This is a genomic window from Tepidibacillus decaturensis (assembly GCF_001561915.1).
GTDB lineage: Bacteria > Bacillota > Bacilli > Tepidibacillales > Tepidibacillaceae > Tepidibacillus_B > Tepidibacillus_B infernus.
The window spans coordinates 2,817,280-2,841,791 of record NZ_LSKU01000001.1 but is presented as its reverse complement, the minus strand read 5'-3'; the positions used below and the strand labels follow the sequence as shown (position 1 = coordinate 2,841,791).

At 38.4% G+C, this 24,512-nt stretch carries 32 protein-coding genes; all 32 read right to left on the bottom strand.

All coding sequences use genetic code 11. The features are described from left to right. Nucleotides 1–19: 19 nt before the first annotated feature. Nucleotides 20–1,312, bottom strand: coding sequence for a preprotein translocase subunit SecY (gene secY, locus U473_RS13395; protein ID WP_068727253.1), 1,293 nt, complete (start codon nucleotides 1,310–1,312; stop codon nucleotides 20–22). Then, nucleotides 1,312–1,752, bottom strand: coding sequence for a 50S ribosomal protein L15 (gene rplO, locus U473_RS13390; protein WP_068727250.1), 441 nt, complete (start codon nucleotides 1,750–1,752; stop codon nucleotides 1,312–1,314). Before rplO ends, secY begins: the two co-directional genes overlap by 1 nt. A gap of 31 nt (nucleotides 1,753–1,783) precedes the next feature. Further along, nucleotides 1,784–1,972, bottom strand: coding sequence for a 50S ribosomal protein L30 (gene rpmD, locus U473_RS13385; RefSeq protein ID WP_068727248.1), 189 nt, complete (start codon nucleotides 1,970–1,972; stop codon nucleotides 1,784–1,786). Nucleotides 1,973–1,984: 12 nt separating this feature from the next. Continuing rightward, nucleotides 1,985–2,482 carry a 30S ribosomal protein S5 gene (gene rpsE / locus U473_RS13380; protein WP_068727245.1) on the bottom strand — a complete coding sequence of 166 codons (498 nt, stop codon included), beginning with the start codon at nucleotides 2,480–2,482 and terminating at the stop codon, nucleotides 1,985–1,987. A gap of 23 nt (nucleotides 2,483–2,505) precedes the next feature. Continuing rightward, nucleotides 2,506–2,874, bottom strand: a complete 369-nt coding sequence (gene rplR / locus U473_RS13375) for a 50S ribosomal protein L18 (RefSeq protein WP_082732548.1) — start codon at nucleotides 2,872–2,874, stop codon at nucleotides 2,506–2,508. A gap of 60 nt (nucleotides 2,875–2,934) precedes the next feature. Continuing rightward, nucleotides 2,935–3,471: a 50S ribosomal protein L6 gene (gene rplF, locus U473_RS13370; RefSeq protein WP_068727236.1), complete on the bottom strand. Its 537-nt coding sequence runs from the start codon at nucleotides 3,469–3,471 to the stop codon at nucleotides 2,935–2,937. A gap of 29 nt (nucleotides 3,472–3,500) precedes the next feature. Continuing rightward, the gene (rpsH, locus tag U473_RS13365; RefSeq protein ID WP_068727234.1) at nucleotides 3,501–3,899 is read right to left on the bottom strand and encodes a 30S ribosomal protein S8; all 399 of its coding nucleotides are present in this window, start codon (nucleotides 3,897–3,899) and stop codon (nucleotides 3,501–3,503) included. Between the two features lie 29 nt (nucleotides 3,900–3,928). Continuing rightward, nucleotides 3,929–4,114, bottom strand: a complete 186-nt coding sequence (locus U473_RS13360) for a type Z 30S ribosomal protein S14 (protein WP_068727232.1) — start codon at nucleotides 4,112–4,114, stop codon at nucleotides 3,929–3,931. 28 nt (nucleotides 4,115–4,142) lie between these two features. After that, the gene (gene rplE, locus U473_RS13355) at nucleotides 4,143–4,685 is read right to left on the bottom strand and encodes a 50S ribosomal protein L5 (RefSeq protein WP_068727230.1); all 543 of its coding nucleotides are present in this window, start codon (nucleotides 4,683–4,685) and stop codon (nucleotides 4,143–4,145) included. A gap of 26 nt (nucleotides 4,686–4,711) precedes the next feature. Beyond that, nucleotides 4,712–5,047 carry a 50S ribosomal protein L24 gene (gene rplX / locus U473_RS13350; protein ID WP_068727227.1) on the bottom strand — a complete coding sequence of 112 codons (336 nt, stop codon included), beginning with the start codon at nucleotides 5,045–5,047 and terminating at the stop codon, nucleotides 4,712–4,714. A gap of 37 nt (nucleotides 5,048–5,084) precedes the next feature. Beyond that, the gene (gene rplN, locus U473_RS13345; RefSeq protein WP_068727225.1) at nucleotides 5,085–5,453 is read right to left on the bottom strand and encodes a 50S ribosomal protein L14; all 369 of its coding nucleotides are present in this window, start codon (nucleotides 5,451–5,453) and stop codon (nucleotides 5,085–5,087) included. A 43-nt stretch (nucleotides 5,454–5,496) separates the two neighbouring features. Beyond that, nucleotides 5,497–5,760 (bottom strand): 30S ribosomal protein S17, encoded by a 264-nt coding sequence (rpsQ, locus tag U473_RS13340; RefSeq protein WP_068727222.1) that lies wholly within the window; start codon nucleotides 5,758–5,760, stop codon nucleotides 5,497–5,499. Nucleotides 5,761–5,780: 20 nt separating this feature from the next. Then, nucleotides 5,781–5,981 carry a 50S ribosomal protein L29 gene (gene rpmC / locus U473_RS13335; protein WP_068727220.1) on the bottom strand — a complete coding sequence of 67 codons (201 nt, stop codon included), beginning with the start codon at nucleotides 5,979–5,981 and terminating at the stop codon, nucleotides 5,781–5,783. After that, the gene (gene rplP, locus U473_RS13330; protein WP_068727218.1) at nucleotides 5,971–6,405 is read right to left on the bottom strand and encodes a 50S ribosomal protein L16; all 435 of its coding nucleotides are present in this window, start codon (nucleotides 6,403–6,405) and stop codon (nucleotides 5,971–5,973) included. The genes rpmC and rplP overlap by 11 nt, the downstream gene beginning before the upstream one ends. Nucleotides 6,406–6,407: 2 nt before the next feature. Next, entirely contained in the window at nucleotides 6,408–7,070 is a 663-nt protein-coding gene (rpsC, locus tag U473_RS13325) for a 30S ribosomal protein S3 (RefSeq protein WP_068727216.1), read from the bottom strand. Nucleotides 7,071–7,073: 3 nt separating this feature from the next. Next, on the bottom strand, nucleotides 7,074–7,415 hold the full coding sequence (gene rplV, locus U473_RS13320; RefSeq protein ID WP_068727213.1) for a 50S ribosomal protein L22: 342 nt from the start codon (nucleotides 7,413–7,415) through the stop codon (nucleotides 7,074–7,076). A 25-nt stretch (nucleotides 7,416–7,440) separates the two neighbouring features. Continuing rightward, nucleotides 7,441–7,719 (bottom strand): 30S ribosomal protein S19, encoded by a 279-nt coding sequence (rpsS, locus tag U473_RS13315; RefSeq protein WP_068727211.1) that lies wholly within the window; start codon nucleotides 7,717–7,719, stop codon nucleotides 7,441–7,443. Nucleotides 7,720–7,763: 44 nt separating this feature from the next. Beyond that, nucleotides 7,764–8,594 carry a 50S ribosomal protein L2 gene (gene rplB, locus U473_RS13310; RefSeq protein ID WP_068727209.1) on the bottom strand — a complete coding sequence of 277 codons (831 nt, stop codon included), beginning with the start codon at nucleotides 8,592–8,594 and terminating at the stop codon, nucleotides 7,764–7,766. Nucleotides 8,595–8,620: 26 nt separating this feature from the next. Then, nucleotides 8,621–8,908 (bottom strand): 50S ribosomal protein L23, encoded by a 288-nt coding sequence (gene rplW / locus U473_RS13305; protein ID WP_068727206.1) that lies wholly within the window; start codon nucleotides 8,906–8,908, stop codon nucleotides 8,621–8,623. Then, nucleotides 8,908–9,531, bottom strand: coding sequence for a 50S ribosomal protein L4 (gene rplD, locus U473_RS13300; protein ID WP_068727204.1), 624 nt, complete (start codon nucleotides 9,529–9,531; stop codon nucleotides 8,908–8,910). The genes rplW and rplD overlap by 1 nt, the downstream gene beginning before the upstream one ends. Before the next feature lie 26 nt (nucleotides 9,532–9,557). After that, on the bottom strand, nucleotides 9,558–10,190 hold the full coding sequence (gene rplC, locus U473_RS13295; RefSeq protein WP_068727203.1) for a 50S ribosomal protein L3: 633 nt from the start codon (nucleotides 10,188–10,190) through the stop codon (nucleotides 9,558–9,560). Between the two features lie 39 nt (nucleotides 10,191–10,229). Then, on the bottom strand, nucleotides 10,230–10,538 hold the full coding sequence (rpsJ, locus tag U473_RS13290; protein WP_068727202.1) for a 30S ribosomal protein S10: 309 nt from the start codon (nucleotides 10,536–10,538) through the stop codon (nucleotides 10,230–10,232). A gap of 177 nt (nucleotides 10,539–10,715) precedes the next feature. Beyond that, a complete protein-coding gene (locus U473_RS13285; protein ID WP_321164174.1) occupies nucleotides 10,716–11,411 on the bottom strand; it encodes a DMT family transporter in 696 nt (231 codons plus the stop codon). Between the two features lie 5 nt (nucleotides 11,412–11,416). Next, nucleotides 11,417–11,605 carry a hypothetical protein gene (locus U473_RS15555; protein ID WP_321164173.1) on the bottom strand — a complete coding sequence of 63 codons (189 nt, stop codon included), beginning with the start codon at nucleotides 11,603–11,605 and terminating at the stop codon, nucleotides 11,417–11,419. Nucleotides 11,606–11,667: 62 nt separating this feature from the next. Further along, complete coding sequence (tuf, locus tag U473_RS13280) at nucleotides 11,668–12,858, bottom strand: elongation factor Tu (protein WP_068727200.1); 1,191 nt, start codon at nucleotides 12,856–12,858, stop codon at nucleotides 11,668–11,670. A gap of 93 nt (nucleotides 12,859–12,951) precedes the next feature. Further along, nucleotides 12,952–15,027 (bottom strand): elongation factor G, encoded by a 2,076-nt coding sequence (gene fusA / locus U473_RS13275; protein ID WP_068727197.1) that lies wholly within the window; start codon nucleotides 15,025–15,027, stop codon nucleotides 12,952–12,954. Nucleotides 15,028–15,060: 33 nt separating this feature from the next. After that, nucleotides 15,061–15,531, bottom strand: a complete 471-nt coding sequence (gene rpsG / locus U473_RS13270; protein WP_068727195.1) for a 30S ribosomal protein S7 — start codon at nucleotides 15,529–15,531, stop codon at nucleotides 15,061–15,063. A 43-nt stretch (nucleotides 15,532–15,574) separates the two neighbouring features. Further along, nucleotides 15,575–15,994: a 30S ribosomal protein S12 gene (rpsL, locus tag U473_RS13265; protein ID WP_068727192.1), complete on the bottom strand. Its 420-nt coding sequence runs from the start codon at nucleotides 15,992–15,994 to the stop codon at nucleotides 15,575–15,577. A 118-nt stretch (nucleotides 15,995–16,112) separates the two neighbouring features. Continuing rightward, nucleotides 16,113–16,364, bottom strand: a complete 252-nt coding sequence (locus tag U473_RS13260) for a 50S ribosomal protein L7ae-like protein (RefSeq protein ID WP_068727190.1) — start codon at nucleotides 16,362–16,364, stop codon at nucleotides 16,113–16,115. 76 nt (nucleotides 16,365–16,440) lie between these two features. Then, complete coding sequence (rpoC, locus tag U473_RS13255; protein WP_068727188.1) at nucleotides 16,441–20,052, bottom strand: DNA-directed RNA polymerase subunit beta'; 3,612 nt, start codon at nucleotides 20,050–20,052, stop codon at nucleotides 16,441–16,443. A 35-nt stretch (nucleotides 20,053–20,087) separates the two neighbouring features. Beyond that, nucleotides 20,088–23,621, bottom strand: coding sequence for a DNA-directed RNA polymerase subunit beta (rpoB, locus tag U473_RS13250; protein ID WP_068727185.1), 3,534 nt, complete (start codon nucleotides 23,619–23,621; stop codon nucleotides 20,088–20,090). Nucleotides 23,622–23,851: 230 nt separating this feature from the next. Continuing rightward, nucleotides 23,852–24,463, bottom strand: coding sequence for a class I SAM-dependent methyltransferase (locus U473_RS13245; RefSeq protein WP_068727183.1), 612 nt, complete (start codon nucleotides 24,461–24,463; stop codon nucleotides 23,852–23,854). Nucleotides 24,464–24,512: the final 49 nt, after the last annotated feature.

Here is a 24,512-nt window from a genome sequence, read left to right as displayed (position 1 = left end):
CCATCAAAATGGCCTATTTTTACTTTTTAATAAAGCCATCATAATGACGCTTGATCAGTTGTGTTTCAATTTGCTTCATTGTATCAAGCGCTACACCAATAACGATGAGTAATGAAGTTCCACCAATCCTTACAGATTGAGGTAAAGTTGTTGCAGCAGTAAAGATGACTGGTAAGATAGCAACAGCTGCTAAAAAAATAGATCCAGCTAAAGTGATTCGGTTTAACACTTTAGAAATATAGGTGGAAGTTGCCTTTCCTGGTCTAATCCCTGGAATATAACCACCATTCTTCTTCATATTCTCTGCCATTTGTATTGGATTGATTTGTACGAATGTATAGAAATAGGTAAATCCAATAATCAATATCACATAAAGAAACATTCCAAATGGATCAGCATAGTTAAAGTGTTTGATAAACCACTGAGCTATACCATTGTTTGGCCAAAAACTTGCGATCGTTGATGGAAACATGAGTAGAGAAAGCGCAAAGATGACCGGAATAACTCCAGCTGAGTTAACTTTAAAAGGAATGTGGCTGGATTGGCCACCGTACATTTTTCTACCTACAACACGTTTTGCATAATGAACTGGAATCTTTCTAATTCCTTGTTGAACATAAATAACGCCAACAACAATGAGAAGAATGACTAACAAGATCAATAGTAACTTAATAATATTAAGGAATAACTGATCTGTAGCCCCTTTAAATTGGGTATCATAAATGGCATAGATTCCATCAGGAATCCCCGCAATGATACCTGCAAAAATGATAATGGAAATCCCGTTGCCAATACCATTTTCTGTGATTTGCTCACCAAGCCACATTAAGAAAGCAGTTCCTGCGGTTAGCGTAATGGCAATAAGAGCATAAGTTGTGAAACTTGGATCGATGACTAAACCTGGATAAATATTGTTAAAACCAATCGATAATCCAATAGATTGGATCAACCCTAGTACAATCGTGCCATAACGGGTAACTTGAGCTAATTTTCTACGTCCTGTTTCTCCTTCTTTTGCCCACTCAACAAATTTAGGTACAACATCCATAGTTAATAGTTGGACAATGATTGACGCTGTAATATAAGGCATGATACCCATTGCAAAAATAGAAAAATTACGTAATGCTCCACCAGAAAAAGTATTTAAGAAACCAAAAATATCTCTTTCAGTTAAAGCAGTTAACGCATCAGCATTGATATTTGGTACTGGAATAAAACTTCCAATACGGAACACGACTAGCATAAGAAGAGTAAAAATGATCTTCTTACGCAAGTCGTTTACCCTAAATATGTTGGAGATCGTATTAAACATTAGATCACCTCAGTTGTACCGCCTGCAGCAGCAATTTTCTTAACAGCAGTTTCTGAAAACTTATTTGCTTTTACTGTTAGTTTTACAGTCAATTCTCCGTTGCCAAGAACCTTAATGCCATCTTTTACTTGTTTTACATACCCTTTTTCAGTCAATAACTCTGGAGTAACTACAGTACCGTCTTCAAAGTTATTAAGAAGATCTAAATTGATTATAGAGTATTCTTTGCGAGTTGGATTATTAAATCCTCGCTTTGGTAAACGACGGTATAATGGGTTTTGACCACCTTCAAAACCAGGGCGTACACCACCACCGGAACGTGCATTTTGACCTTTATGACCACGTCCAGCCGTTTTACCCGTTCCAGAACTAGTTCCACGTCCTACACGTTTGCGTGTATGACGCGCACCTTTCACTGGTTTAAGTTCATGTAACTTCATGGTAGCACCTCCTCTATCTTAAAGCATGTTATTACGCTTCTACTTCAACTACATCAAGTAAATGCTTTACTTTGTTAACCATCCCACGAATCGCAGGATTATCATTATGAATAACTGTTTGGTTAACTTTACGTAATCCCAAAGTACGAACGACTACTCTTTGTGATTCAGGACGACCTATAACGCTACGTTTGAGGGTGATTTGTAATTTTTTCTCCATCATAATCCCTCCTTATCCTAACAGTTCTTCGATCGATTTACCACGTAATTTAGCAACCTCTTCAACGCGTTTTAAACGTTTCAAACCATCAATTGTGGCATGAACCATATTGATTGAATTTGAAGAACCTAAAGATTTACTTAAGATGTCTTCAATTCCTGCTAACTCAAGTACTGCACGAACAGGTCCACCAGCAATTACTCCAGTACCTTCAGAAGCAGGTTTTAATAACACTTTACCTGCACCGAAAATTCCTGTAATAGGATGTGGAATTGTTTTGCTAGTTAATGGTATATGAATTAGGTTTTTCTTTGCATCTTCAATTCCTTTGCGGATAGCATCTGGCACTTCACTAGCTTTACCAATACCAGCACCTACCCAACCATTTTTATCACCAACGACAACCAATGCACTAAAGCTAAAGCGGCGTCCACCTTTAACAACTTTAGCTACTCGATTGATGTGAACCACTTTCTCTTGTAGATCAAGGGTATTTGGGTCAATTCGCATCTTTTTCCCTCCTTCGTATCCGATTAAAACTGAAGCCCTGCCTCACGCGCAGATTCAGCTAAAGCTTTAATTCTTCCATGATATAGATAACCACCACGATCAAATACTACTGAAACATAACCTTTTTCAACAGCACGTTTAGCTACTAGTTCACCAACTAATTTAGCAGCTTCAATATTTCCGCCGTTTTTAATTTCACCGCTAAGTTCTTTATCTAAAGTGGATGCAGAAACTAGAGTTGTTCCAGTTACATCATCAATCAATTGAGCATAAATGTTTTTAGATGAGCGAAATACGTTTAAACGAGGACGCTCTGCTGTTCCAACAATATTCTTGCGAATGCGTAAGTGTCTTCTTTTACGTATTTTATTTTTATCTTGTTTGTTAATCAACTTCAATTCACTCCCTTCGTTTGAACGAAAGTTCTATTGCTAAGTCGTTTATACAAGAAATTACTTACCTGTCTTACCAACTTTACGACGAATACGTTCATTTTCGTATTTAATCCCTTTTCCTTTATAAGGTTCAGGTTCACGGATTGAGCGGATCTTTGCAGCCATCTCACCAACACGCTCTTTATCGATTCCTTTTACAACCACTTTGTTTTGTGCAGGAACTTCTAAATCAATTCCTTCTTCAGGGAATACTTCAACAGGATGTGAATAACCTACATTCAATGTTACCTTATTACCAGACTTTGCTGCACGGTAACCTACACCAACTAATTCTAAAGTCTTTTCATATCCTTTGGTTACACCCTCAACCATGTTATTGATAATACTACGAGTAGTACCATGTAAGGCACGGTGTAGTTTGTTATCAGATGGGCGTTCAACAGTTAGTTGATTATCTTGAATAACAATCTTGATATCTTTATGAAATGATTTTGTTAAAGTTCCTTTTGGCCCTTTAACAGTCAAAATGTTTTTATCATTTGTAATTTCTACACCTGATGGAATTTCAATCGGTTTTTTACCAATACGAGACATTGTTACACCCCCAATCGGATTTGAGTTGATTACCAGATGTACGCTAAAACTTCTCCACCAACTTGGGCTTTGCGGGCTTCTTTATCAGTTAAGACGCCTTGTGGTGTTGAAAGAATCGCTATTCCTAATCCACCAAGCACTTTAGGAATTTCGTTACTCTTTGCGTAAACACGCAAACCTGGTTTACTAATACGTTTTAATCCAGTAATTACACGCTCATTATTTGAACCGTACTTTAAAAATAAACGGATGATCCCTTGTTTATTATCTTCAACAAATTCAGCATCACGGATAAATCCTTCACGTTTTAAAATTTCGGCAATATCTCTTTTGATTTTGGATGCTGGTACTTCAACGATTTCATGACGAACAATATTTGCATTTCGAATACGAGTTAGCATATCTGCAATTGGATCTGTCATCGCCATAACGAAAAACCTCCTTCCCTAACTAGGTTTTACCAACTAGCCTTCTTCACTCCAGGAATTTGCCCTTTGTAAGCAAGTTCGCGGAAGCAAATACGACACAACTTAAACTTACGCATTACACTATGTGGACGACCACAGCGTTCACAGCGAGTATATTCTCTCACTTTAAATTTTTGAGGCCGTCTTTGTTTAGCGATCATTGACTTTTTTGCCACGCTATTTCCTCCTCAAATTTAAGATCACTTATTTTGCAAAAGGCATTCCTAACTGATTTAATAACTCATGAGCTTCTTCATCAGTATTTGCAGTTGTAACAAATACAATATCCATTCCACGAATTTTATCGATCTTATCATATTCAATTTCCGGGAAAACCAATTGTTCTTTTAAACCTAATGTATAGTTCCCACGACCGTCAAAAGCTTTATTGGATACTCCACGGAAGTCACGCACACGTGGTAATGACACATTAAATAACTTGTCGATAAAATGGTACATACGTTCACCGCGAAGAGTTACTTTTACACCAATAGGCATCCCTTCACGTAATTTAAATCCAGCAATAGATTTTTTTGCACGAGTTACAACAGGTTTTTGACCAGAGATTAACTCTAAGTCAGCAACAGCACTATCTAAAACCTTTGGGTTTTGAACGGCATCACCAACACCCATATTGATTACTACTTTCTCTACACGTGGTACCTGCATCACAGAAGCGTAGTTGAATTTTTGCATCAATGCAGGAACAACTTCTTTACTATATTTTTCTTGTAATCTTGCTGCCATTGTTTTTGCCTCCCTTCTTCACCTGACTACTTATCTAACTCTTCGCCAGACTTTTTAGCAATACGCACTTTTTTACCATTAGCTAAAATTTTATGCCCAACTCTTGTTACTTCACCGGTTTTAGGGTCAACTAACATCACATTTGAAGAATGAATTGGAGCTTCTTGAGATACAAAGCCGCCATTTGGGTTTGCTTGAGATGGGCGTGTATGTTTCTTAACAATATTTACACCTTCAACAAGTACACGTCCTTCTTTTGGAAAAGCTTCTAAAATACGACCTTTTTTACCCTTATCCTTACCACTAATAACAATAACTGTATCGCCTTTTTTAACATGAAGTTTATTTTTTGAGGATTTCATAAAAGCACCTCCTTTTAAAACAATTCCCTTAGGATATTTAGATAACCTCTGGAGCTAGAGAAATAATTTTCATAAAGTCCTTTTCACGCAGCTCACGTGCTACTGGACCAAAAATACGAGTTCCACGAGGACTTTTATCATCTTTGACAATAACAGCCGCATTCTCATCAAATCGGATATAAGATCCATCATTACGACGAACACCACGAGTAGAACGAACAATAACCGCCTTAACTACGTCACCTTTCTTGACAACGCCTCCTGGTGTCGCTTCTTTTACCGAACAAACAATAACGTCACCAATATTAGCAAATTTACGATGAGAACCACCTAATACTTTGATAGCCATTAGTTTTTTAGCACCGGAGTTATCTGCTACTTGTAATAACGTTTGTGGTTGAATCATTGAATAGTCCCTCCTTCCGGAACATGAGTAAATATACAGTTTATTAGATAATTACAGCTTCTTCAACAACCTCAACTAATCTCCAACGCTTATCTTTGGATAATGGTCTTGTTTCCATAATTTTAACAATATCGCCAATTTTCGCTTGATTGTTTTCATCATGAGCTTTAAATTTTTTGGTGTATTTAATACGTTTTCCGTATAATGAATGCTTTTTATAAGTTTCAACAGCAACGACGATGGTTTTATCCATTTTGTCACTAACAACTTTACCTATTTGTACTTTACGTTGATTACGCTCTGACATTTGATAACCTCCTTTCAGGATTATTTACTGATCCCTAATTCTCTTTCACGCAAAACAGTTTTCGCACGTGCGATCGCTTTGCGCACTTCTGAAATGCGCGTTGGAGTTTCTAATTGACCTGTTGCCAATTGAAATCGGAGGTTGAATAATTCTTCTTTTAAAGAATTGATTTTTTGTTCTATTTCAGCAGTGGTCATATTTCTTAACTCATTAGCTTTCATTTGCGTCACCACCCACTTCTTCACGCTTAATAAACTTAGTCTTAATTGGCAGCTTATGGGATGCCAGACGCATAGCTTCACGTGCTACTTCTTCAGAGACACCAGCTAATTCAAACATAACTTTACCAGGTTTTACAACCGCTACCCATTTTTCTGGAGAACCTTTACCACTACCCATACGAACTTCAAGCGGTTTTTGAGTAACTGGTTTTGAAGGGAAAATCTTAATCCATACTTTACCGCCACGCTTAATATAACGTGTCATTGCAATACGAGCTGCTTCAATTTGACGATTCGTTACCCATGCTGGTTCTAATGCCTGTAATCCGTATTCACCGAAAGCTATCTCTGTGCCGCCTTTAGCGCGACCACGCATTTTTCCACGATGTTCTTTACGATGTTTTACACGTTTTGGCATCAACATAATTATCTGCCTCCTTCCTTTGTTTCTCTATTCTTCGCAACAGGAAGAACATCTCCGCGATAAATCCAAACTTTTACTCCTAGACGTCCATAGGTTGTATGTGCCTCTGCAGTACCGTAGTCAATATCTGCACGAAGTGTATGAAGAGGAACAGTTCCCTCACTATAACCTTCACTACGAGCAATTTCAGCCCCACCTAAACGTCCACTTACTTGAGTCTTAATTCCTTTAGCGCCGGCACGCATTGTACGTTGAATCGCTTGTTTCATAGCGCGGCGGAAAGAAATACGACGCTCTAATTGTTGTGCAATATTTTCAGCAACTAATGTTGCATTGACGTCTGCGTTTTTAACTTCACTAATATTGATATGAACCTTTTTACCAGTCATCTTGCTTAACTGTTGACGAAGAACTTCTACTTCTGCTCCACCTTTACCAATAACCATACCAGGTTTTGCAGTATGAATGGTAATATTCAAACGATTTGCAGCTCTTTCAATTTCAATTTGAGGAACTGCAGCATCATAAAGGCGTTTCTTTAAGAATTCACGAATTTTGATATCTTCAAGTAAAAGATCAGCATAATCTTTACCTGCATACCATTTTGAATCCCAGTCGCGTATAATTCCTACACGAAGTCCATTTGGATTAACCTTTTGACCCACGCTTTATCCCTCCTTTTTTTCCGTTAATACAACAGTGATATGACTCGTACGCTTATTGATACGACTTGCACGTCCCATAGCTCTTGGACGAAAACGTTTCAAGGTAGGACCTTGATTTGCATATGCTTCACTAACCACTAGTTCTTCAACATTCATATTATAATTATGCTCTGCATTCGCAATCGCAGAGTTTAACACTTTTTCAATAACTGGAGAAGCTGCTTTTGGCGTATGGCGAAGAATTGCAATTGCTTCTCCAACTTTTTTGCCCCGAATAAGATCTAATACAAGACTTACCTTGCGAGGAGCAATCCGCACGTATCTGGCTACAGCTTTTGCTTGCATGAACGTAAACCTCCTCTCAACTCAATTAGCGCTTGGTTTTCTTATCATCGCCAGCATGTCCTTTGAAAGTACGTGTAGGTGCAAATTCACCTAACTTATGACCAACCATATCCTCAGTCACATAGACTGGTACATGTTTCCTTCCATCATACACGGCAATTGTGTGTCCAACAAAATCAGGGAAAATAGTAGAACGACGAGACCAAGTTTTGATCACTTTCTTTTCATTTTTTTCGTTCATTTCAACGACCTTTTTCATTAGATGATCATCTACAAAAGGTCCTTTTTTTAAACTACGCCCCATACATAAACCTCCCTTCGAGATGAAGAATAGTGGCAATTGACATATTACTTCTTACGACGACGTACAATATATTTATCAGATGCTTTATTTTTCTTACGAGTTTTGTAACCCAATGTTGGTTTACCCCAAGGAGATACAGGTGATTTACGTCCGATAGGAGCTTTACCTTCTCCACCACCGTGTGGGTGATCGTTAGGATTCATAACAACCCCACGAACAGTAGGTCTTTTACCTAACCAGCGTGAACGTCCAGCTTTACCGATCGTTACGTTTTCATGATCTAAGTTACCTACTTGACCAACAGTTGCACGGCATTCTTTACGAATCATGCGCACCTCGCCAGAGCCAAGGCGAATGATTGCGTAGTCTCCATCTTTACCTAGTAATTGTGCTTCAGCACCAGCAGCACGAGCTAATTGTCCACCTTTTCCAGGCTTTAGCTCAATATTATGAATGACTGTACCTACTGGGATGTTTTCAAGTGGAAGTGCATTCCCAATTTTAATATCTGCATTTGGACCAGATTCAATTTGATCGCCAACCTTTAATCCTAAAGGTGCAAGAATATATCTTTTTTCACCGTCAGCATAATTGATTAAAGCAATATTTGCTGAGCGGTTTGGATCGTATTCAATCGTCGCTACGCGTCCAATCACATTATCTTTGTTACGTTTAAAATCAATGATACGATATTTACGTTTATGACCGCCACCTTGATGACGTACAGTAATTTTCCCTTGATTATTACGTCCAGCATTCTTGTTTAAAGGCGCTAGCAAGGATTTTTCTGGTTTGTCTGTGGTGATTTCTTCAAAAGTTAACACTGACATTCCGCGACGGCCAGCTGAAGTTGGTTTATATTTTTTGATTGCCATTGTGTTTTCCCTCCTTCACTGATGAATTAAACTTCAAAAATTTCGATTGGTTTGCTATCTTCTTTTAATGTAACAACTGCTTTCTTCCAAGCAGATGTATATCCACTAAAACGACCATAGCGTTTAGGTTTTGCAGGCATTTTAATGGTGTTTACTTTAGCAACTTTAACTCCAAAAATACTTTCGATCGCAGATTTGATCTCTGTCTTGTTTGAACGCATATCTACTTCAAATACATATTTATTTTCTGCCATTAAATCACTTGTTCTTTCAGTAACAACTGGGCGCTTAATGATATCGCGAGGATTTTTCATTACGCAAGCACCTCCTCTACTTTCGCCACTGCCTCTTTCGTCATGATCAACTTATCATGTTTTAAGATATCAACAACATTGACACCTTCAGCAGATACGAATTTAACCCCTGGAATATTACGTGTTGATAATGCCAAAACATCATTGTAATCTTTATCAACGATTAATGCTTTACGATCTACTTTTAAATTATTTAAGATGCCAGCCATTTCCTTTGTCTTTGGTGCAGATAATACAATTTCATCCAATACGATGATTTGACTATCTAAAACTTTACTGGAAAGTGCTGATTTTAACGCTAAACGGCGAACTTTTTTAGGAAGTTTGTACGCATAACTTCTTGGTGTTGGACCAAAAACTGTACCACCACCAACCCATTGTGGAGCACGAATACTTCCTTGGCGTGCACGTCCTGTCCCTTTTTGACGCCATGGCTTACGACCACCACCACGCACTTCAGAACGACCTTTAACTTTGTGAGTTCCCTGACGTAAAGACGCTTGTTGCATGACAACAGCATCATGTAGTACTGACTCATTAGGTTTTATTCCAAAGACAGCGTCAGATAACTCGATTTCTCCTATTTGAGCACCATTTACATTATATAGAGCTACTTTTGGCATAGCGAATCCTCCTTTCCTACAACAACTTACTTACCTGCATTTTTTACTGTTTCTTTAATGACAACATAACTATTTTTTGGACCAGGAATAGAACCTTTTACAAGGATAACGTTACGATCTGTATCCACTTTTACAATTTCAAGGTTCTGAATTGTTACTTGGTCTGTACCCATACGTCCTGGCAATGGTTTTCCTTTCAATACTCGGTTTGGAGCAATTGCTCCCATAGAACCTGGGCGTCTGTGATAACGTGATCCGTGCGCCATTGGTCCACGAGATTGATTGTGTCTTTTAATGGAACCAGCAAAACCTTTACCTTTTGTTGTTCCTGTTACGTCAACCATCTCACCTTCAGCAAATAAGTCAGCCTTGATTTCTTGTCCTACAGCGACATCCATAGACATGCCACGGATTTCTTTTATGAAGCGCTTAGGTGCTGTGCCAGCTTTTTTTGCATGACCTAGCTCTGGTTTATTTGCACGGAATTCCTTTTGATCATCGAAACCTAATTGAACAGCTTCATAACCGTCATTTGCAAGGTCTTTTTTTTGAAGAACAACACAAGGGCCTGCTTGCACTACAGTAACTGGTACTACATTGCCTTCAGGAGTAAAAACTTGTGTCATTCCTAGTTTTTTCCCTAAGATTCCTTTGGCCATATTTGCCACCTCCTATATCTATTTCAACACATTTTCTCATTATAATTTGATTTCGATATCTACACCAGATGGTAAATCCAATCTCATTAATGAATCAACTGTTTGAGGTGTTGGATTTAGAATATCGATCAAACGCTTGTGTGTGCGCATTTCAAATTGCTCACGAGAATCTTTATATTTGTGAACTGCTCTAAGGATTGTGTAAACTGATTTTTCTGTTGGTAAAGGAATTGGTCCAGATACACTTGCCCCAGAACGTTTTGCAGTTTCAACAATTTTCTCAGCGGATTGATCAAGAATTCTATGATCGTATGCTTTCAAACGAATTCTAATTTTTTGTTTTGCCATTTAAATTCCCTCCTTCTCGCCCATTTTATTAACGGACAGTTTCTCAGTAGAAATTTCCTGCTCACATCCATGGCAAAGGGGCCGGGTGTGTCAGCAACCTTCTACCTCATCGCAGTCCTTTGACCAACGATAAATATTATATAAAAAAGAGTCTAATTATGCAAGTTTTATTTTCAATTAATTATTTTGAACGATTTGATAACGTTGAAAAACATATAGACCAAGGAGGATAATCAATCCACCAATGATCTGTATTAGGGTGGGTGCTTCTTTGTATATCAAGGCTGCTAGAATTGAGGCGCCGATTGGTTCCCCTAACAATACCATTGAAATCGTTGTAGCATTCGTATATTTAATTGCCCAATTAAATAACGTATGACCTAGGATATTGGGTATCACAGCTAAGGCAATGAAAACGATCCAGTCTGTTTTTTCGTATTGAGTAAATGAATAGTGAAAAGAAAGCGAGTAAATCACCAAAATGATCGTTGAAGAACCATAGACTAATAATGTGTAGGGAAGTAATGTTAATCTTGTTCTTACTTTTTGCCCAAACAGCCAATAAACTGTCACCATAAGTGCACCTAACAATGCAAGTAGATCACCCAAAAGTGCTTTTCCGCTGATACGAAAATCTCCAAGGCCGATCAAAATGCCTCCGATAATTGAAACAAGGCTACCTAATATAGAAAGTAAGGGATATCTCTTTTTAAAAAATATAGATTCTCCGATCATTGAGAAGATGGGTGACATCGTAACCAATACGACTGAGCTTGCAATAGAAGTATACTTTAGTGATTCAAACCATGTAATAAAGTGAAATGCCAGAAAAAGTCCTGATAAAAAAGAGTATAGGTAATCTTTCTTCTGCAACTTCTTCATCTCTTGAAAATGAAAAAAAACGTTGGAATGATCATAATAAAAACAGTAAACATCATCCGATAAGTAGCAATGATTGAAGAGGGAGCTGTTGTTTGTTTTACTAATATTGCGGATGAAGAGACGGCGATGATTCCTATGAATAAAGCAATGGCTAATTTTATTTGGCTGGGTTTATCAGAATTCATTTTATATCCCCCACCTCAGAAAAAAAGAGCCTCAATTGAGGCCCTTTTATTTTAAGATGTTATTACTTAGAAATAGAAGCTACAACTCCAGCACCAACAGTACGTCCACCTTCACGAATAGCGAAGCGTGTACCTTCTTCAATAGCGATAGGAGCAATTAGTTCAACATCCATAGTAATGTTATCTCCAGGCATAACCATTTCTGTACCTTCTGGTAATTTGATAACACCAGTTACGTCAGTTGTACGGAAATAGAATTGAGGACGGTATCCATTAAAGAATGGAGTGTGACGTCCACCTTCTTCTTTTGTTAAGATATAAACTTCTGCTTTGAATGTAGTATGAGGTTTAACAGAACCTGGCTTTGCTAATACTTGTCCACGCTCGATCTCTTTACGATCAACACCGCGTAATAAAGCACCGATATTGTCACCAGCTTGTGCTTGGTCTAGAAGCTTGCGGAACATTTCTACCCCAGTAACAACAGACTTTTTAGTCTCTTCATGAATACCAACGATTTCAACTTCATCTTGAACTTTAACAGTACCACGCTCAACACGACCTGTTGCAACAGTACCACGACCTGTAATGGAGAATACATCCTCAACAGGCATTAAGAAAGGTTTGTCAGTATCACGCTCTGGAGTTGGAACATATTCGTCAACTGCAGCCATTAATTCATGAATTGCATTAGCCCATTCACTGTCTGGATTTTCTAATGCTTTTAATGCAGAACCTTTAACAACTGGAATGTCGTCGCCTGGGAATTCATATTCAGATAGAAGATCACGAATTTCCATTTCAACTAATTCTAATAGTTCTTCGTCGTCTACCATGTCAACTTTGTTCATGAATACAACGATGTATGGTACACCTACTTGACGAGAAAGAAGAATGTGTTCACGGGTTTGTGGCATTGGACCATCAGCAGCAGAAACTACTAGGATGGCTCCGTCCATTTGTGCAGCACCAGTGATCATGTTTTTAACATAGTCAGCGTGTCCAGGGCAGTCAACGTGTGCATAGTGACGATTTGCAGTTTCATACTCAACGTGTGCAGTTGAGATAGTGATACCGCGTTCGCGCTCTTCTGGAGCTTTGTCGATTTGATCATAAGCAGTAGCTTGCGCACCACCTGTTTTAGATAATACAGTAGTAATTGCAGCTGTTAGAGTAGTTTTACCATGGTCAACGTGTCCAATCGTACCAATGTTAACGTGTGGTTTAGTACGTTCAAATTTTGCTTTTGCCATTTTAATAATCCTCCTTAAGTATATATTTATTTAAAGAAAGGTACCCGCAGAAAAATCTGCAGGTAAAATTCTATGTGGTTTTAATACAAGAAATTATTCACCCTTATTTTTAGCAATGACAGTCTCAGCAATGCTCTTTGGAACTTCTTCATAATGGTCAAAGTGCATGGAATAATTACCACGACCTTGAGTACGTGAACGAAGTGCAGTTGCATAACCAAACATCTCTGCTAATGGAACCATTGCACGAATATTTTGGGCTCCTGAAGCAGCTTCCATTCCTTCAATACGACCACGACGGGAGTTGAGATCACCCATTACATCGCCCATATATTCTTCTGGAACAGTAACTTCAACTTTCATTACAGGTTCTAGAAGAACAGGATCACATTTTGATTTTGCAGCTTTTAATGCCATAGAACCAGCAATCTTAAATGCCATTTCAGAAGAGTCAACATCATGGTAAGATCCGTCAACAATGGTTGCTTTTAGATCTATAACAGGATAACCTGCTAGCATACCATTTTGCATGGACTCCTCAATACCAGCCTGAACCGCAGGGATATATTCTTTAGGAACGACCCCACCAACGATTTTATTTTCAAAAATAAAACCTTGGCCTGGTTCAAGTGGTTCAAATTCAATCCAGACGTGACCATATTGTCCGCGACCACCAGATTGACGAACAAATTTACCTTCAACCTTCGCAGGTTTACGAATGGTTTCTTTGTATGCCACTTGAGGAGCACCTACATTTGCTTCAACTTTAAACTCTCGACGTAAACGGTCTACGATGATATCTAGATGCAATTCACCCATACCAGCAATAATGGTTTGTCCAGTTTCTTCATCTGTATGAGTCTTAAATGTTGGATCTTCTTCTGCTAATTTAGCTAAAGCTAGACCCATTTTATCTTGGTCAGCTTTTGTTTTTGGTTCCACAGAAAGACGAATAACTGGTTCTGGGAATACCATTGATTCCAAAATGATTGGAGATTTTTCATCACAGAGCGTATCACCAGTTGTCGTATCTTTAAGACCGACAGCTGCAGCGATATCCCCGGCATAAACGGTACTGATCTCTTCTCTATGGTTTGCATGCATTTGCAGGATACGACCGATACGTTCGCGTTTCCCTTTTGTAGAGTTTAATACATAGGAACCAGAGTTTAGCGTACCAGAGTATACACGGAAGAAAGTAAGTTTACCAACATAAGGGTCAGTCATGATTTTGAATGCTAATGCAGAAAATGGTTCACTATCATCTGCATGTCTCTCAGCCTCGGTTTCATCTTCCAAGTGTCCCTTAATCGCTGGAATATCAAGTGGAGATGGTAGGTAATCAACGACAGCATCAAGCATAAGCTGAACACCTTTGTTTTTATATGAAGAACCACATAGTACAGGGAAAATCTCTACATTGATTGTTCCCTTACGAAGACCAGCTTTAATCTCTTCTTTTGTGAATTCTTCTCCTTCAAGATACTTCATCATCAAATCTTCATCAAGCTCTGCAACAGATTCGATTAACTTTGTTCTCCATTCTTCAGCTAATTCCTTGTATTCTGCTGGAATTTCACGCTGTTCTGAACGTGTGCCTAGATCATCTAAATAATAATAGGCAACCATATCAATCAAGTCGATAATACCTTGAAATTGATCTTCTGCCCCAATCGGTAATTGAATTGGAACAGCCTTTGCTTGTAAACGGTCATGAATCGTTTGTACTGACTTTAGGTAATCTGCACCAAGTATATCCATTTTGTTTACATAGACAATACGTGGTACTCCATAAGTCGTAGCTTGTCTCCAAACGGTTTCAGTTTGGGGTTCAACACCGCTTTTTGCATCAAGTACTGTTACAGCTCCATCCAATACGCGTAAAGAACGTTCAACTTCTACTGTAAAGTCTACGTGTCCTGGGGTATCAATAATATTGATTCGGTGACCTTTCCACTGAGCAGTTGTAGCAGCAGAAGTAATGGTGATGCCGCGTTCTTGTTCTTGTTCCATCCAGTCCATCGTTGCAGCGCCTTCATGCACTTCTCCGATTTTATGGGTACGACCGGTATAGTAAAGAATACGCTCAGTTGTTGTAGTTTTACCCGCATCAATATGAGCCATGATCCCAATATTACGAGTATTTTGTAAGGAGAATTCTCTTGCCATATTATTTTCTCCTTTCTAGTTCGTTTTGTTAGATTACCAACGATAGTGCGCAAAAGCTTTATTTGCTTCAGCCATTTTATGAGTATCTTCACGTTTCTTCACAGAAGCACCAGTGTTGTTTGCTGCATCTAAAATTTCAGCAGCCAAACGCTCTTCCATGGTCTTTTCTCCACGAAGGCGTGAATAGTTTACTAGCCAACGTAACCCTAATGTTGTGCGACGTTCTGGTTTAACTTCAACTGGAACTTGGTAGTTCGCGCCACCAACACGGCGTGCTTTAACTTCAAGAACAGGCATAATATTTTTTAATGCTTGATCAAACACTTCCATAGGATCTTTACCAGTACGATCTCTTACAATGTCAAATGCACTATATAAGATGTTTTGGGCTACACTTTTTTTACCATCAACCATCATACGGTTAATTAGACGAGTTACTAATTTACTATTATAAATTGGATCAGGCAATACATCTCTACGAGGTACAGGACCTTTACGTGGCATTCCGTCTCCCTCCTTTTTCTTCGTTATTTATACCATCAATACATTATTTCTTCTCTTTTGGACGCTTTGTACCATATTTAGAACGGCCTTGTAGACGATTTTGAACACCAGCGGTATCTAAAGCGCCACGAACGATATGATAACGAACCCCAGGTAAGTCCTTAACACGTCCACCACGAACAAGAACAACACTATGCTCTTGCAAGTTATGACCGATACCAGGAATATATGCCGTTACCTCGATCCCGTTTGATAAACGCACACGCGCATATTTACGAAGAGCAGAGTTTGGTTTTTTAGGCGTCATTGTACCCACACGAGTACATACTCCACGTTTTTGAGGGGAGTTTTGATTTGTTTGCTCTTTTTTAAAGCTATTATAACCTTTTTGCAAAGCTGGAGATTTTGATTTAACAACCTTTTTCTCTCTTCCCTTACGAACGAGTTGGTTAATTGTTGGCATACTGCCACCTCCTTCCGCATATTTAAGCCCACAGATCCAGGCGGTTCAAAAAACCTCAAAATAAATTGCATGACAAACATCAAAGTCACATAAGCAACTTGATGTTTATCTTGCAACTTTAATCTTTCAAAATAGCAACAGCTGCAGCCCCTACTTCAATTCCAGAGGCTTTACCTAGTTGCTTCATTGAATCAACATATGTGACGATGAGGTTTTTTTCAGCACCAAACTGAATCACCTTCGAAGTTAGACGTTTATCGGCATCCTTCGCAATTATGATCTCTTGAGCAAGATTTTGCTCAATGGCTTTTAGTGTTTGTTTCAGTCCTATAGATAAGTGCTTTGCCTGTTTTACTTTTTCATAAGACATTTTTACATCCTCCAAAGTACAGGATTTACGCACACTTAAAAATATTATCACCATCAACTTAAAATGTCAATTCTTTTTATGATTCAATTTTTACTACTTCTGGTTCCTCAACAACTAAAGGCTCTGCTTTTTTGATACGAATGTTTCGATATTTAGATAATCCCGTTCCTGCTGGGATTAGTTTACCGATAATCACATTCTCCTTAAGACCTAATAGCTTATCGATCTTTCCTTTAATTGCTGCTTCAGTTAGCACACGTGTCGTTTCTTGGAAAGATGCAGCAGATAAAAATGAATCTGTTTCAAGGGAGGCTTTTGTGATTCCAAGTAAGACTGGCCTTGCAATAGCTGGGTCTTTTCCATTCATAAAGGCATGCTTGTTTGCTTCTTCATATTCATGAACATCTACCATTGATCCTGGAAGTAGATCTGTTCCACCATTCTCAATTACCCGTACTTTACGTAGCATTTGTCTTACCATGATTTCAATGTGTTTATCGTTGATTTCTACACCTTGTAAACGATATACTCTTTGAACTTCTTGTAAAATATAGTTTTGAACCCCTCGTAAGCCTTTAACCCTTAGCATTTCTTTTGGATCAACAGAACCCTCAGTTAATTCATCTCCAGCATCAACTTGAGAATTGACTGAAACTTTAATTCTAGATCCAAATGGTACAGCATAAACTTTTACTTCTGTTTCACCAGTAACTTCTATTTCACGACGGTCTTTCCCGTCTCGAATATCTGTTACGATACCATCTATTTCGGTAATAACTGCTTGCCCTTTTGGATTCCGTGCTTCAAATAATTCTTGAATACGTGGTAGACCTTGTGTAATATCGTCTCCAGCAACCCCTCCAGTATGGAAGGTTCTCATGGTCAACTGAGTACCTGGTTCACCGATCGATTGGGCTGCAATTGTTCCTACTGCTTCCCCAATTTCGACTATTTTACCAGTCGCAAGGTTTCGTCCATAACATTTTTTACATACACCATGTCTTGTTCTACAACTTAGTACTGAACGAATAGATAGGCCTCTGATTTTGGCAGCTGTAATTTTTTCTGCTTTTTCCTCATCAATCAATTCATTTCGTTGAACAATGACTTCATCAGTTTCTGGATGACGAATGGTTTCAAGTGAATATCTACCTACAATTCGATCGTAAAGGTTTTCGATCACTTCGTTTCCATCTTCGATATTCTTTACAAATAATCCCTTATCCGTTCCGCAATCTTCTTCACGTACGATCACGTCTTGTGCGACGTCAACCAAACGACGGGTTAAATAACCTGAGTCAGCAGTACGTAAAGCTGTATCCGCTAGACCCTTTCTAGCACCGTGTGTTGAGATAAAGTACTCTAACACAGTTAGTCCTTCACGGAAATTCGATTTAATCGGTAATTCGATAATTCGACCTGATGGTGCCGCCATAAGTCCACGCATACCTGCTAGCTGAGTAATCTGTGAAACGTTACCACGTGCACCTGAATTCGCCATCATATAAATGGAGTTAGAACGGTCTAAAGAATCCATTAGAACCTCTGTTAAATCATCCTTGGCTTTACTCCATATCGAAATAACACGATCATACCGCTCATCTTCTGTAATTAAACCACGACGATATTGTTTAATTACATTTTGAACCTTCTCTTCTGCGTCGCGCAGAATCTGATCTTTTTCTTTTGGTACGATAACATCTGATACTGCAATAGTAATACCTGCTTTTGTAGAATAGGTGAATCCAAGTTCCTTTATTCTATCAAGGATAATCGAGGTTTGTGTTGTATGAAAACGTCTAAATACTTCGGCAATGATTGAACCTAGATAACCTTTTTTCACTGCACCACGGTTTGGTATGTTTTTAATAAATTCGCGTATATTAACCCCTTTATCATAGATAAAGTAATCGTCAGGAGTACCTTCAATTAAATTTTCTTTTGTAGGTGCATTGATATAAGGAAATTCTGGCGGGAAAATTTCATTAAAAATAATTTTCCCTATTGTAGTGACAAGGAGTGCCTTTTGTTGTTTCTCAGTAAACGACGTTTTCTTTAACGCTTTTACAGGTATTGCAACCCTTGCCTGAAGTGTCGCATATCCATTTTGGTAAGCTGCAATAGCCTCATCTGGACTATGAAAGATCATTCCTTCCCCTTTGTCACCTTCTGTCTCAATAGTTAGATAATAACAACCTAGTACCATATCCTGAGAAGGGGTAACAACAGGTTTTCCATCTTTCGGGTTCAGTATGTTATTTGCTGCTAGCATTAGTAATCTTGCTTCTGCTTGTGCTTCAGCAGAAAGAGGGACGTGAACAGCCATTTGATCCCCATCAAAGTCAGCGTTATAAGCAGTACAGACCAAAGGATGCAACTTAATTGCGCGCCCTTCAACCAATGTAGGTTCAAATGCTTGAATTCCTAACCTGTGTAAAGTAGGGGCACGGTTCAGTAATACAGGATGCTCTTTAATAACTTCTTCTAAAACGTCCCATACCTCAGGGCTAACTCGTTCCACTTTTCTCTTCGCACTTTTAATGTTATGTGCGATGCCTTTGCTAACAAGTTCTTTCATCACAAAGGGTTTAAAGAGTTCAAGCGCCATTTCTTTTGGCAAACCACATTGATACATTTTAAGGTTTGGTCCAACAACGATAACTGAACGTCCTGAGTAGTCTACCCTCTTACCTAAAAGATTTTGACGGAAGCGACCTTGTTTACCTTTAAGCATATGACTCAAAGATTTTAAAGGACGATTCCCAGGACCTGTAACAGGTCTTCCCCTACGACCGTTATCGATTAAAGCATCTACTGCCTCTTGAAGCATTCTCTTTTCGTTTTGAACGATGATATCAGGTGCTCCTAAATCTAGTAGTCTTTTTAAACGGTTATTTCGGTTGATCACTCGACGATACAAGTCGTTTAAATCTGATGTAGCAAAACGACCTCCATCTAACTGTACCATTGGACGTAATTCTGGAGGAATAACCGGTAAGACATCTAATACCATCCAAGAAGGAACATTACCAGATATTCTAAATGACTCAAGAATTTCTAATCTTTTAATGATTCGATTTCTTTTTTGACCTTGAGCCGTTTTTAATTCTTCCTTCAGAAAATCAACTTCTTTATCTAAGTCGATCTCTTCAAGAAGCTTTTTAATCGCTTCAGCCCCCATTCCTGCTTGGAAGGAAGGGCCATATTTCTCTCGATAAGTTCGGTATTCTTTTTCAGAAAGTAGTTGTTTTTTCTCTAGAGGTGTCTCTCCAGGGTCTGTAACTACATAAGAAGCAAAGTATATAACTTCTTCTAATGCTCGGGGTGACATATCAAGTACTAAGCCCATTCGGCTTGGGATTCCTTTAAAATACCAAATATGTGATACTGGGGCTGCTAATTCAATATGCCCCATTCTCTCTCGACGAACTTTTGAACGAGTAACTTCAACTCCGCATCGGTCGCAGACAACACCTTTGTATCGCACTCGTTTATATTTCCCACAATGACATTCCCAGTCTTTTGTAGGACCAAAGATTTTTTCGCAGAATAAACCTTCTTTTTCTGGCTTTAATGTTCGATAGTTAATCGTTTCCGGTTTCTTTACTTCCCCATGAGACCAAGAACGGATTTTTTCAGGAGAAGCTAGACCGATTTTCATAAATTCAAAATTGTTCACATCCAACAAAGGGCATACCTCCCTTATTATTCAAACCAGTCGTTCTAGTCGACGTATTCTTCATTTCCTTCAAGATTTAATGTTAGTTTTTCAGTGTGATGATCATCTTCATCATCAAGTTCTTTCATTTCAATCTCTTCTTCGTTTTCGGAAAGAATCTTCACGTCCATTCCTAAGCTTTGTAGCTCTTTGATCAATACTTTAAAGGATTCAGGAACTCCTGGTTCAGGAACATTCTCCCCTTTTACGATAGATTCATAAGTTTTAACACGACCAACTACATCATCTGATTTTACGGTTAGAATTTCTTGTAGTGTATAGGCCGCTCCATAGGCTTCAAGTGCCCAAACTTCCATTTCACCAAAACGTTGTCCACCAAATTGCGCTTTACCACCTAATGGCTGTTGTGTAACTAAAGAATATGGACCAGTTGAACGAGCATGAATCTTATCATCAACCATGTGCGCTAATTTGATCATATACATCACACCAACGGTTACTGTTCTTTCGAACGGCTCTCCCGTTCTACCATCATAAAGAATCGTCTTTCCGTCCCTTGAGAATCCAGCTTCTTCAAGAGCATCAAAAACATCATTTTCTCTTGCACCATCAAAGACCGGTGTCGCAACATGAATCCCTAATGCTTTTGCAGCCCAACCAAGGTGGACTTCTAATACCTGCCCGATGTTCATCCTTGACGGAACACCTAATGGATTTAATACAATCTCAACAGGTCTTCCGTCTGGTAAAAATGGCATATCTTCTTCAGGTAGTACTCGGGCGATAACCCCCTTATTACCATGTCGTCCAGCCATTTTATCCCCTTGAGAAATTTTCCGTTTTTGAGCGATATAGACACGTACCAACTGATTTACACCTGGAGGTAGTTCGTCTCCATTCTCTCGAGTAAATACTTTAACGTCGACAATGATCCCATCTTGTCCATGAGGCACTCTTAAAGAGGTGTCTCTTACTTCACGCGCCTTTTCACCAAAAATTGCATGTAGTAATCTCTCTTCAGCTGTTAATTCTGTTACCCCTTTAGGAGTTACTTTTCCGACTAGGATATCGCCAGGTCGTACCTCAGCTCCAATTCGAATAATCCCACGCTCGTCTAAATTCTTTAAAGCTTCTTCACCGACATTGGGAATATCCCTAGTGATTTCTTCAGGCCCAAGTTTTGTATCTCTTGCCTCTGACTCGTATTCTTCGATATGGATTGAGGTGTAAACATCCTCTTTGACTAGTTTTTCACTTAGAAGGATCGCATCCTCGTAGTTATAACCTTCCCATGTCATAAAGGCAACTACAACATTCCTACCAAGCGCAATTTCTCCCATTTCAGTAGAAGGACCATCGGCAATAATGTCGCCAGCTTTTATTACATCTCCTTTACGAACAATAGGCCTTTGATTAATACATGTTCCTTGGTTAGAACGCATGAATTTATGAAGTTTATATTTTACAATATCTCCACTAATAACCCTGCCATCAATCTCTTTTTGTTCACGAATCCATATTTCACGTGCATCTACACGCTCTACAATACCGTCTTGCTTTGCAACAATACAAACACCAGAATCTTTGGCTGCCTTATGCTCCATTCCAGTTCCGACCAATGGTGCTTCAGGTACTAATAACGGAACAGCTTGGCGCTGCATGTTAGAACCCATCAAGGCACGGTTTGAGTCATCATTTTCCAAGAATGGAATCATTGCAGTTGCCACAGAAACAACCTGTTTTGGAGATACATCCATAAAGTCTACACGTTCTTTTGGTACAATCAGGTTTTCATTTTTGTATCTAGCAACAACTTCATCTTCTAGGAAGTTACCCTCATCATCTAACTTCGCATTTGCTTGAGCAACAACATAGTTATCTTCCTCATCTGCAGTTAAATATACAATTTGATCAGTAACGCGATGAGTTTCAGGATCTACTTTTCGATAAGGAGTTTCAATAAAACCATATTCATTTACTCTTGCATAACTTGATAAAGAGTTGATTAAACCAATGTTAGGACCCTCTGGCGTTTCAATCGGACACATTCTGCCATAATGTGAGTGGTGAACGTCACGAACTTCAAACCCAGCCCTTTCTCTTGTTAAACCTCCAGGGCCTAAGGCACTTAAACGCCTTTTATGTGTTAACTCTGCCAATGGATTAGTTTGGTCCATAAATTGTGATAACTGACTACTACCAAAGAACTCTTTAATCGCAGCTATCACTGGTCTTATATTAATAAGAGCTTGAGGGGTAATCATATTCGCGTCTTGAATCGACATTCTTTCGCGAACGACTCTCTCCATTCTTGATAATCCAATTCGGAATTGGTTTTGTAATAATTCTCCTACTGAACGTAAGCGTCTATTACCAAGATGGTCAATATCATCTGTATCCCCTACCCCATATAACAAATCAATAAAGTAGCTTATAGAGGCTATAATATCTGCTGGTGTAATATGTTTTATCGATTTGTCAATGATGCGATTTGAGATTACTTTGATTACTTTACCATCTTCTATTGGTGAAAAAATATTGATCGATTGTAAAGGAATGGTTTCTTCTACAACTCCACCCCTTGGTTCTAATTCAATATAATTAACACCATTTTCAAGGAAAGGCAAAATTTTATCTAATAATCTTCGATCAATCACTTGGCCAGCTTCTGCAATAATTTCCCCTGTTTCTGGGTCAACAAGCGTTTCAGCTAGTCGTTGATTAAATAACCTGTTTTTAATATGAAGCTTTTTATTTACTTTATATCGGCCAACTTCAGCCAAATCATATCTTTTTGGATCAAAGAATCTTGAAACTAATAAACTTTTTGCATTTTCAACAGTAGGTGGTTCTCCAGGGCGTAGACGCTCGTAGATTTCAATTAACGCTTTCTCAGTGGAATCTGTATTATCTTTGTCTAAGGTATTTCTTATATATTCATTATCACCTAACAAATCGATGATCTCAGCGTCTGTCCCAAATCCTAATGCCCGCAAAAGTACAGTAACTGGTAGCTTTCTAGTCCGATCAATTCGAACATAAATCACATCTTTAGCATCAGTTTCTAATTCTAGCCAAGCACCACGGTTAGGAATCACAGTGGAAGTGAAAGCCTTTTTACCGTTTTTGTCAACTTTTGTGCTAAAATAAACACTAGGGGAGCGAACTAATTGACTGACAATAACCCTCTCTGCTCCGTTGATAATAAATGTTCCGGTGTCCGTCATTAGCGGGAAGTCTCCCATAAAAACTTCTTGTTCTTTTACTTCACCAGTTTCCTTGTTAATCAAACGCACTTTTACTCTTAGTGGTGCAGCATAAGTTACATCTCGCTCTTTGGAGTCGTCTACAGAATACTTGGGTTCTCCTAAACTATAATCGAAGAACTCTAAAATTAAATTCCCTGTAAAGTCCTGAATAGGAGAGATATCTTTAAACATCTCCCTTAGCCCGACATCCAAAAACCAATCATAAGACTTTTTTTGGACTTCAATAAGATTAGGTACCTCCAATACCTCTTTGATTCTAGCATAACTTCTACGTTGTCTTCGGCCTAACTGTACAAGATGACCCGCCAAGTCTTTTCACCCCTTAAGACCAGTGTTTTGAAATGCAAACAAAAAGAAAAATGGGTTAGATAACCTCATTTTTATTCAACTTATTATATTATTGATTTCTTTCCATTTTTTAATAAATCCATTCTCATCTATGTAAAAATTATTGTATAAGATGATTGACAGAAATTTTCTAACTTAGCATTTTGTAATATTACCACAAACGAAATATGTAGTCAAGCCTTGAAATTCATTTATTTCGTATTCTTGATAATATAATATCCTTTACTACGTGCTACAATTTCTACCGATGAAAATAAGGTATTCAGTTTGTTGGTGGCTGAAGGTGCACCCTGCTTTTTTTGTATGACGATCCAAAACTCCCCACCTTCACGTAAATGGTTAAAGGCACCCTCGAATAGTTCAAATACAACGGATTTACCTGCTCTTATTGGAGGATTTAACATAATTAAATCGAAGTTCTTTTCATCTATATGATCGAAACCATTACTATGTTTGACTTCTAATGAAACCTGCTGATTGATTAATGACTGGTTTAGGCGAATATTTTCCTTTGTGAGATTAATCGCTCTTTCATTAATATCTACGAAAAGAACATAACCATGATCTAATAGCGAAGCAATCGTAATTCCTACTGGTCCATAACCACAACCCATATCTAATATTTTTTTATGATTTGAGAGTTTGACAGTTTCTATTAATAAGGAAGTGCCAAAATCAACTCTTTGTTTTGAGAAAACCCCTGCGTCTGTTTTGAATGTAAAGATTTTATTATAAAAATTAGCTTTAAACCATCTTTCATCATGGGCAACATTTGGACTTTGGGTATAATAGTGCTCACTCATAAAAAACTCCTTAGGCATTTGAAGTAGATTGTGAACTACCCGCCACCTA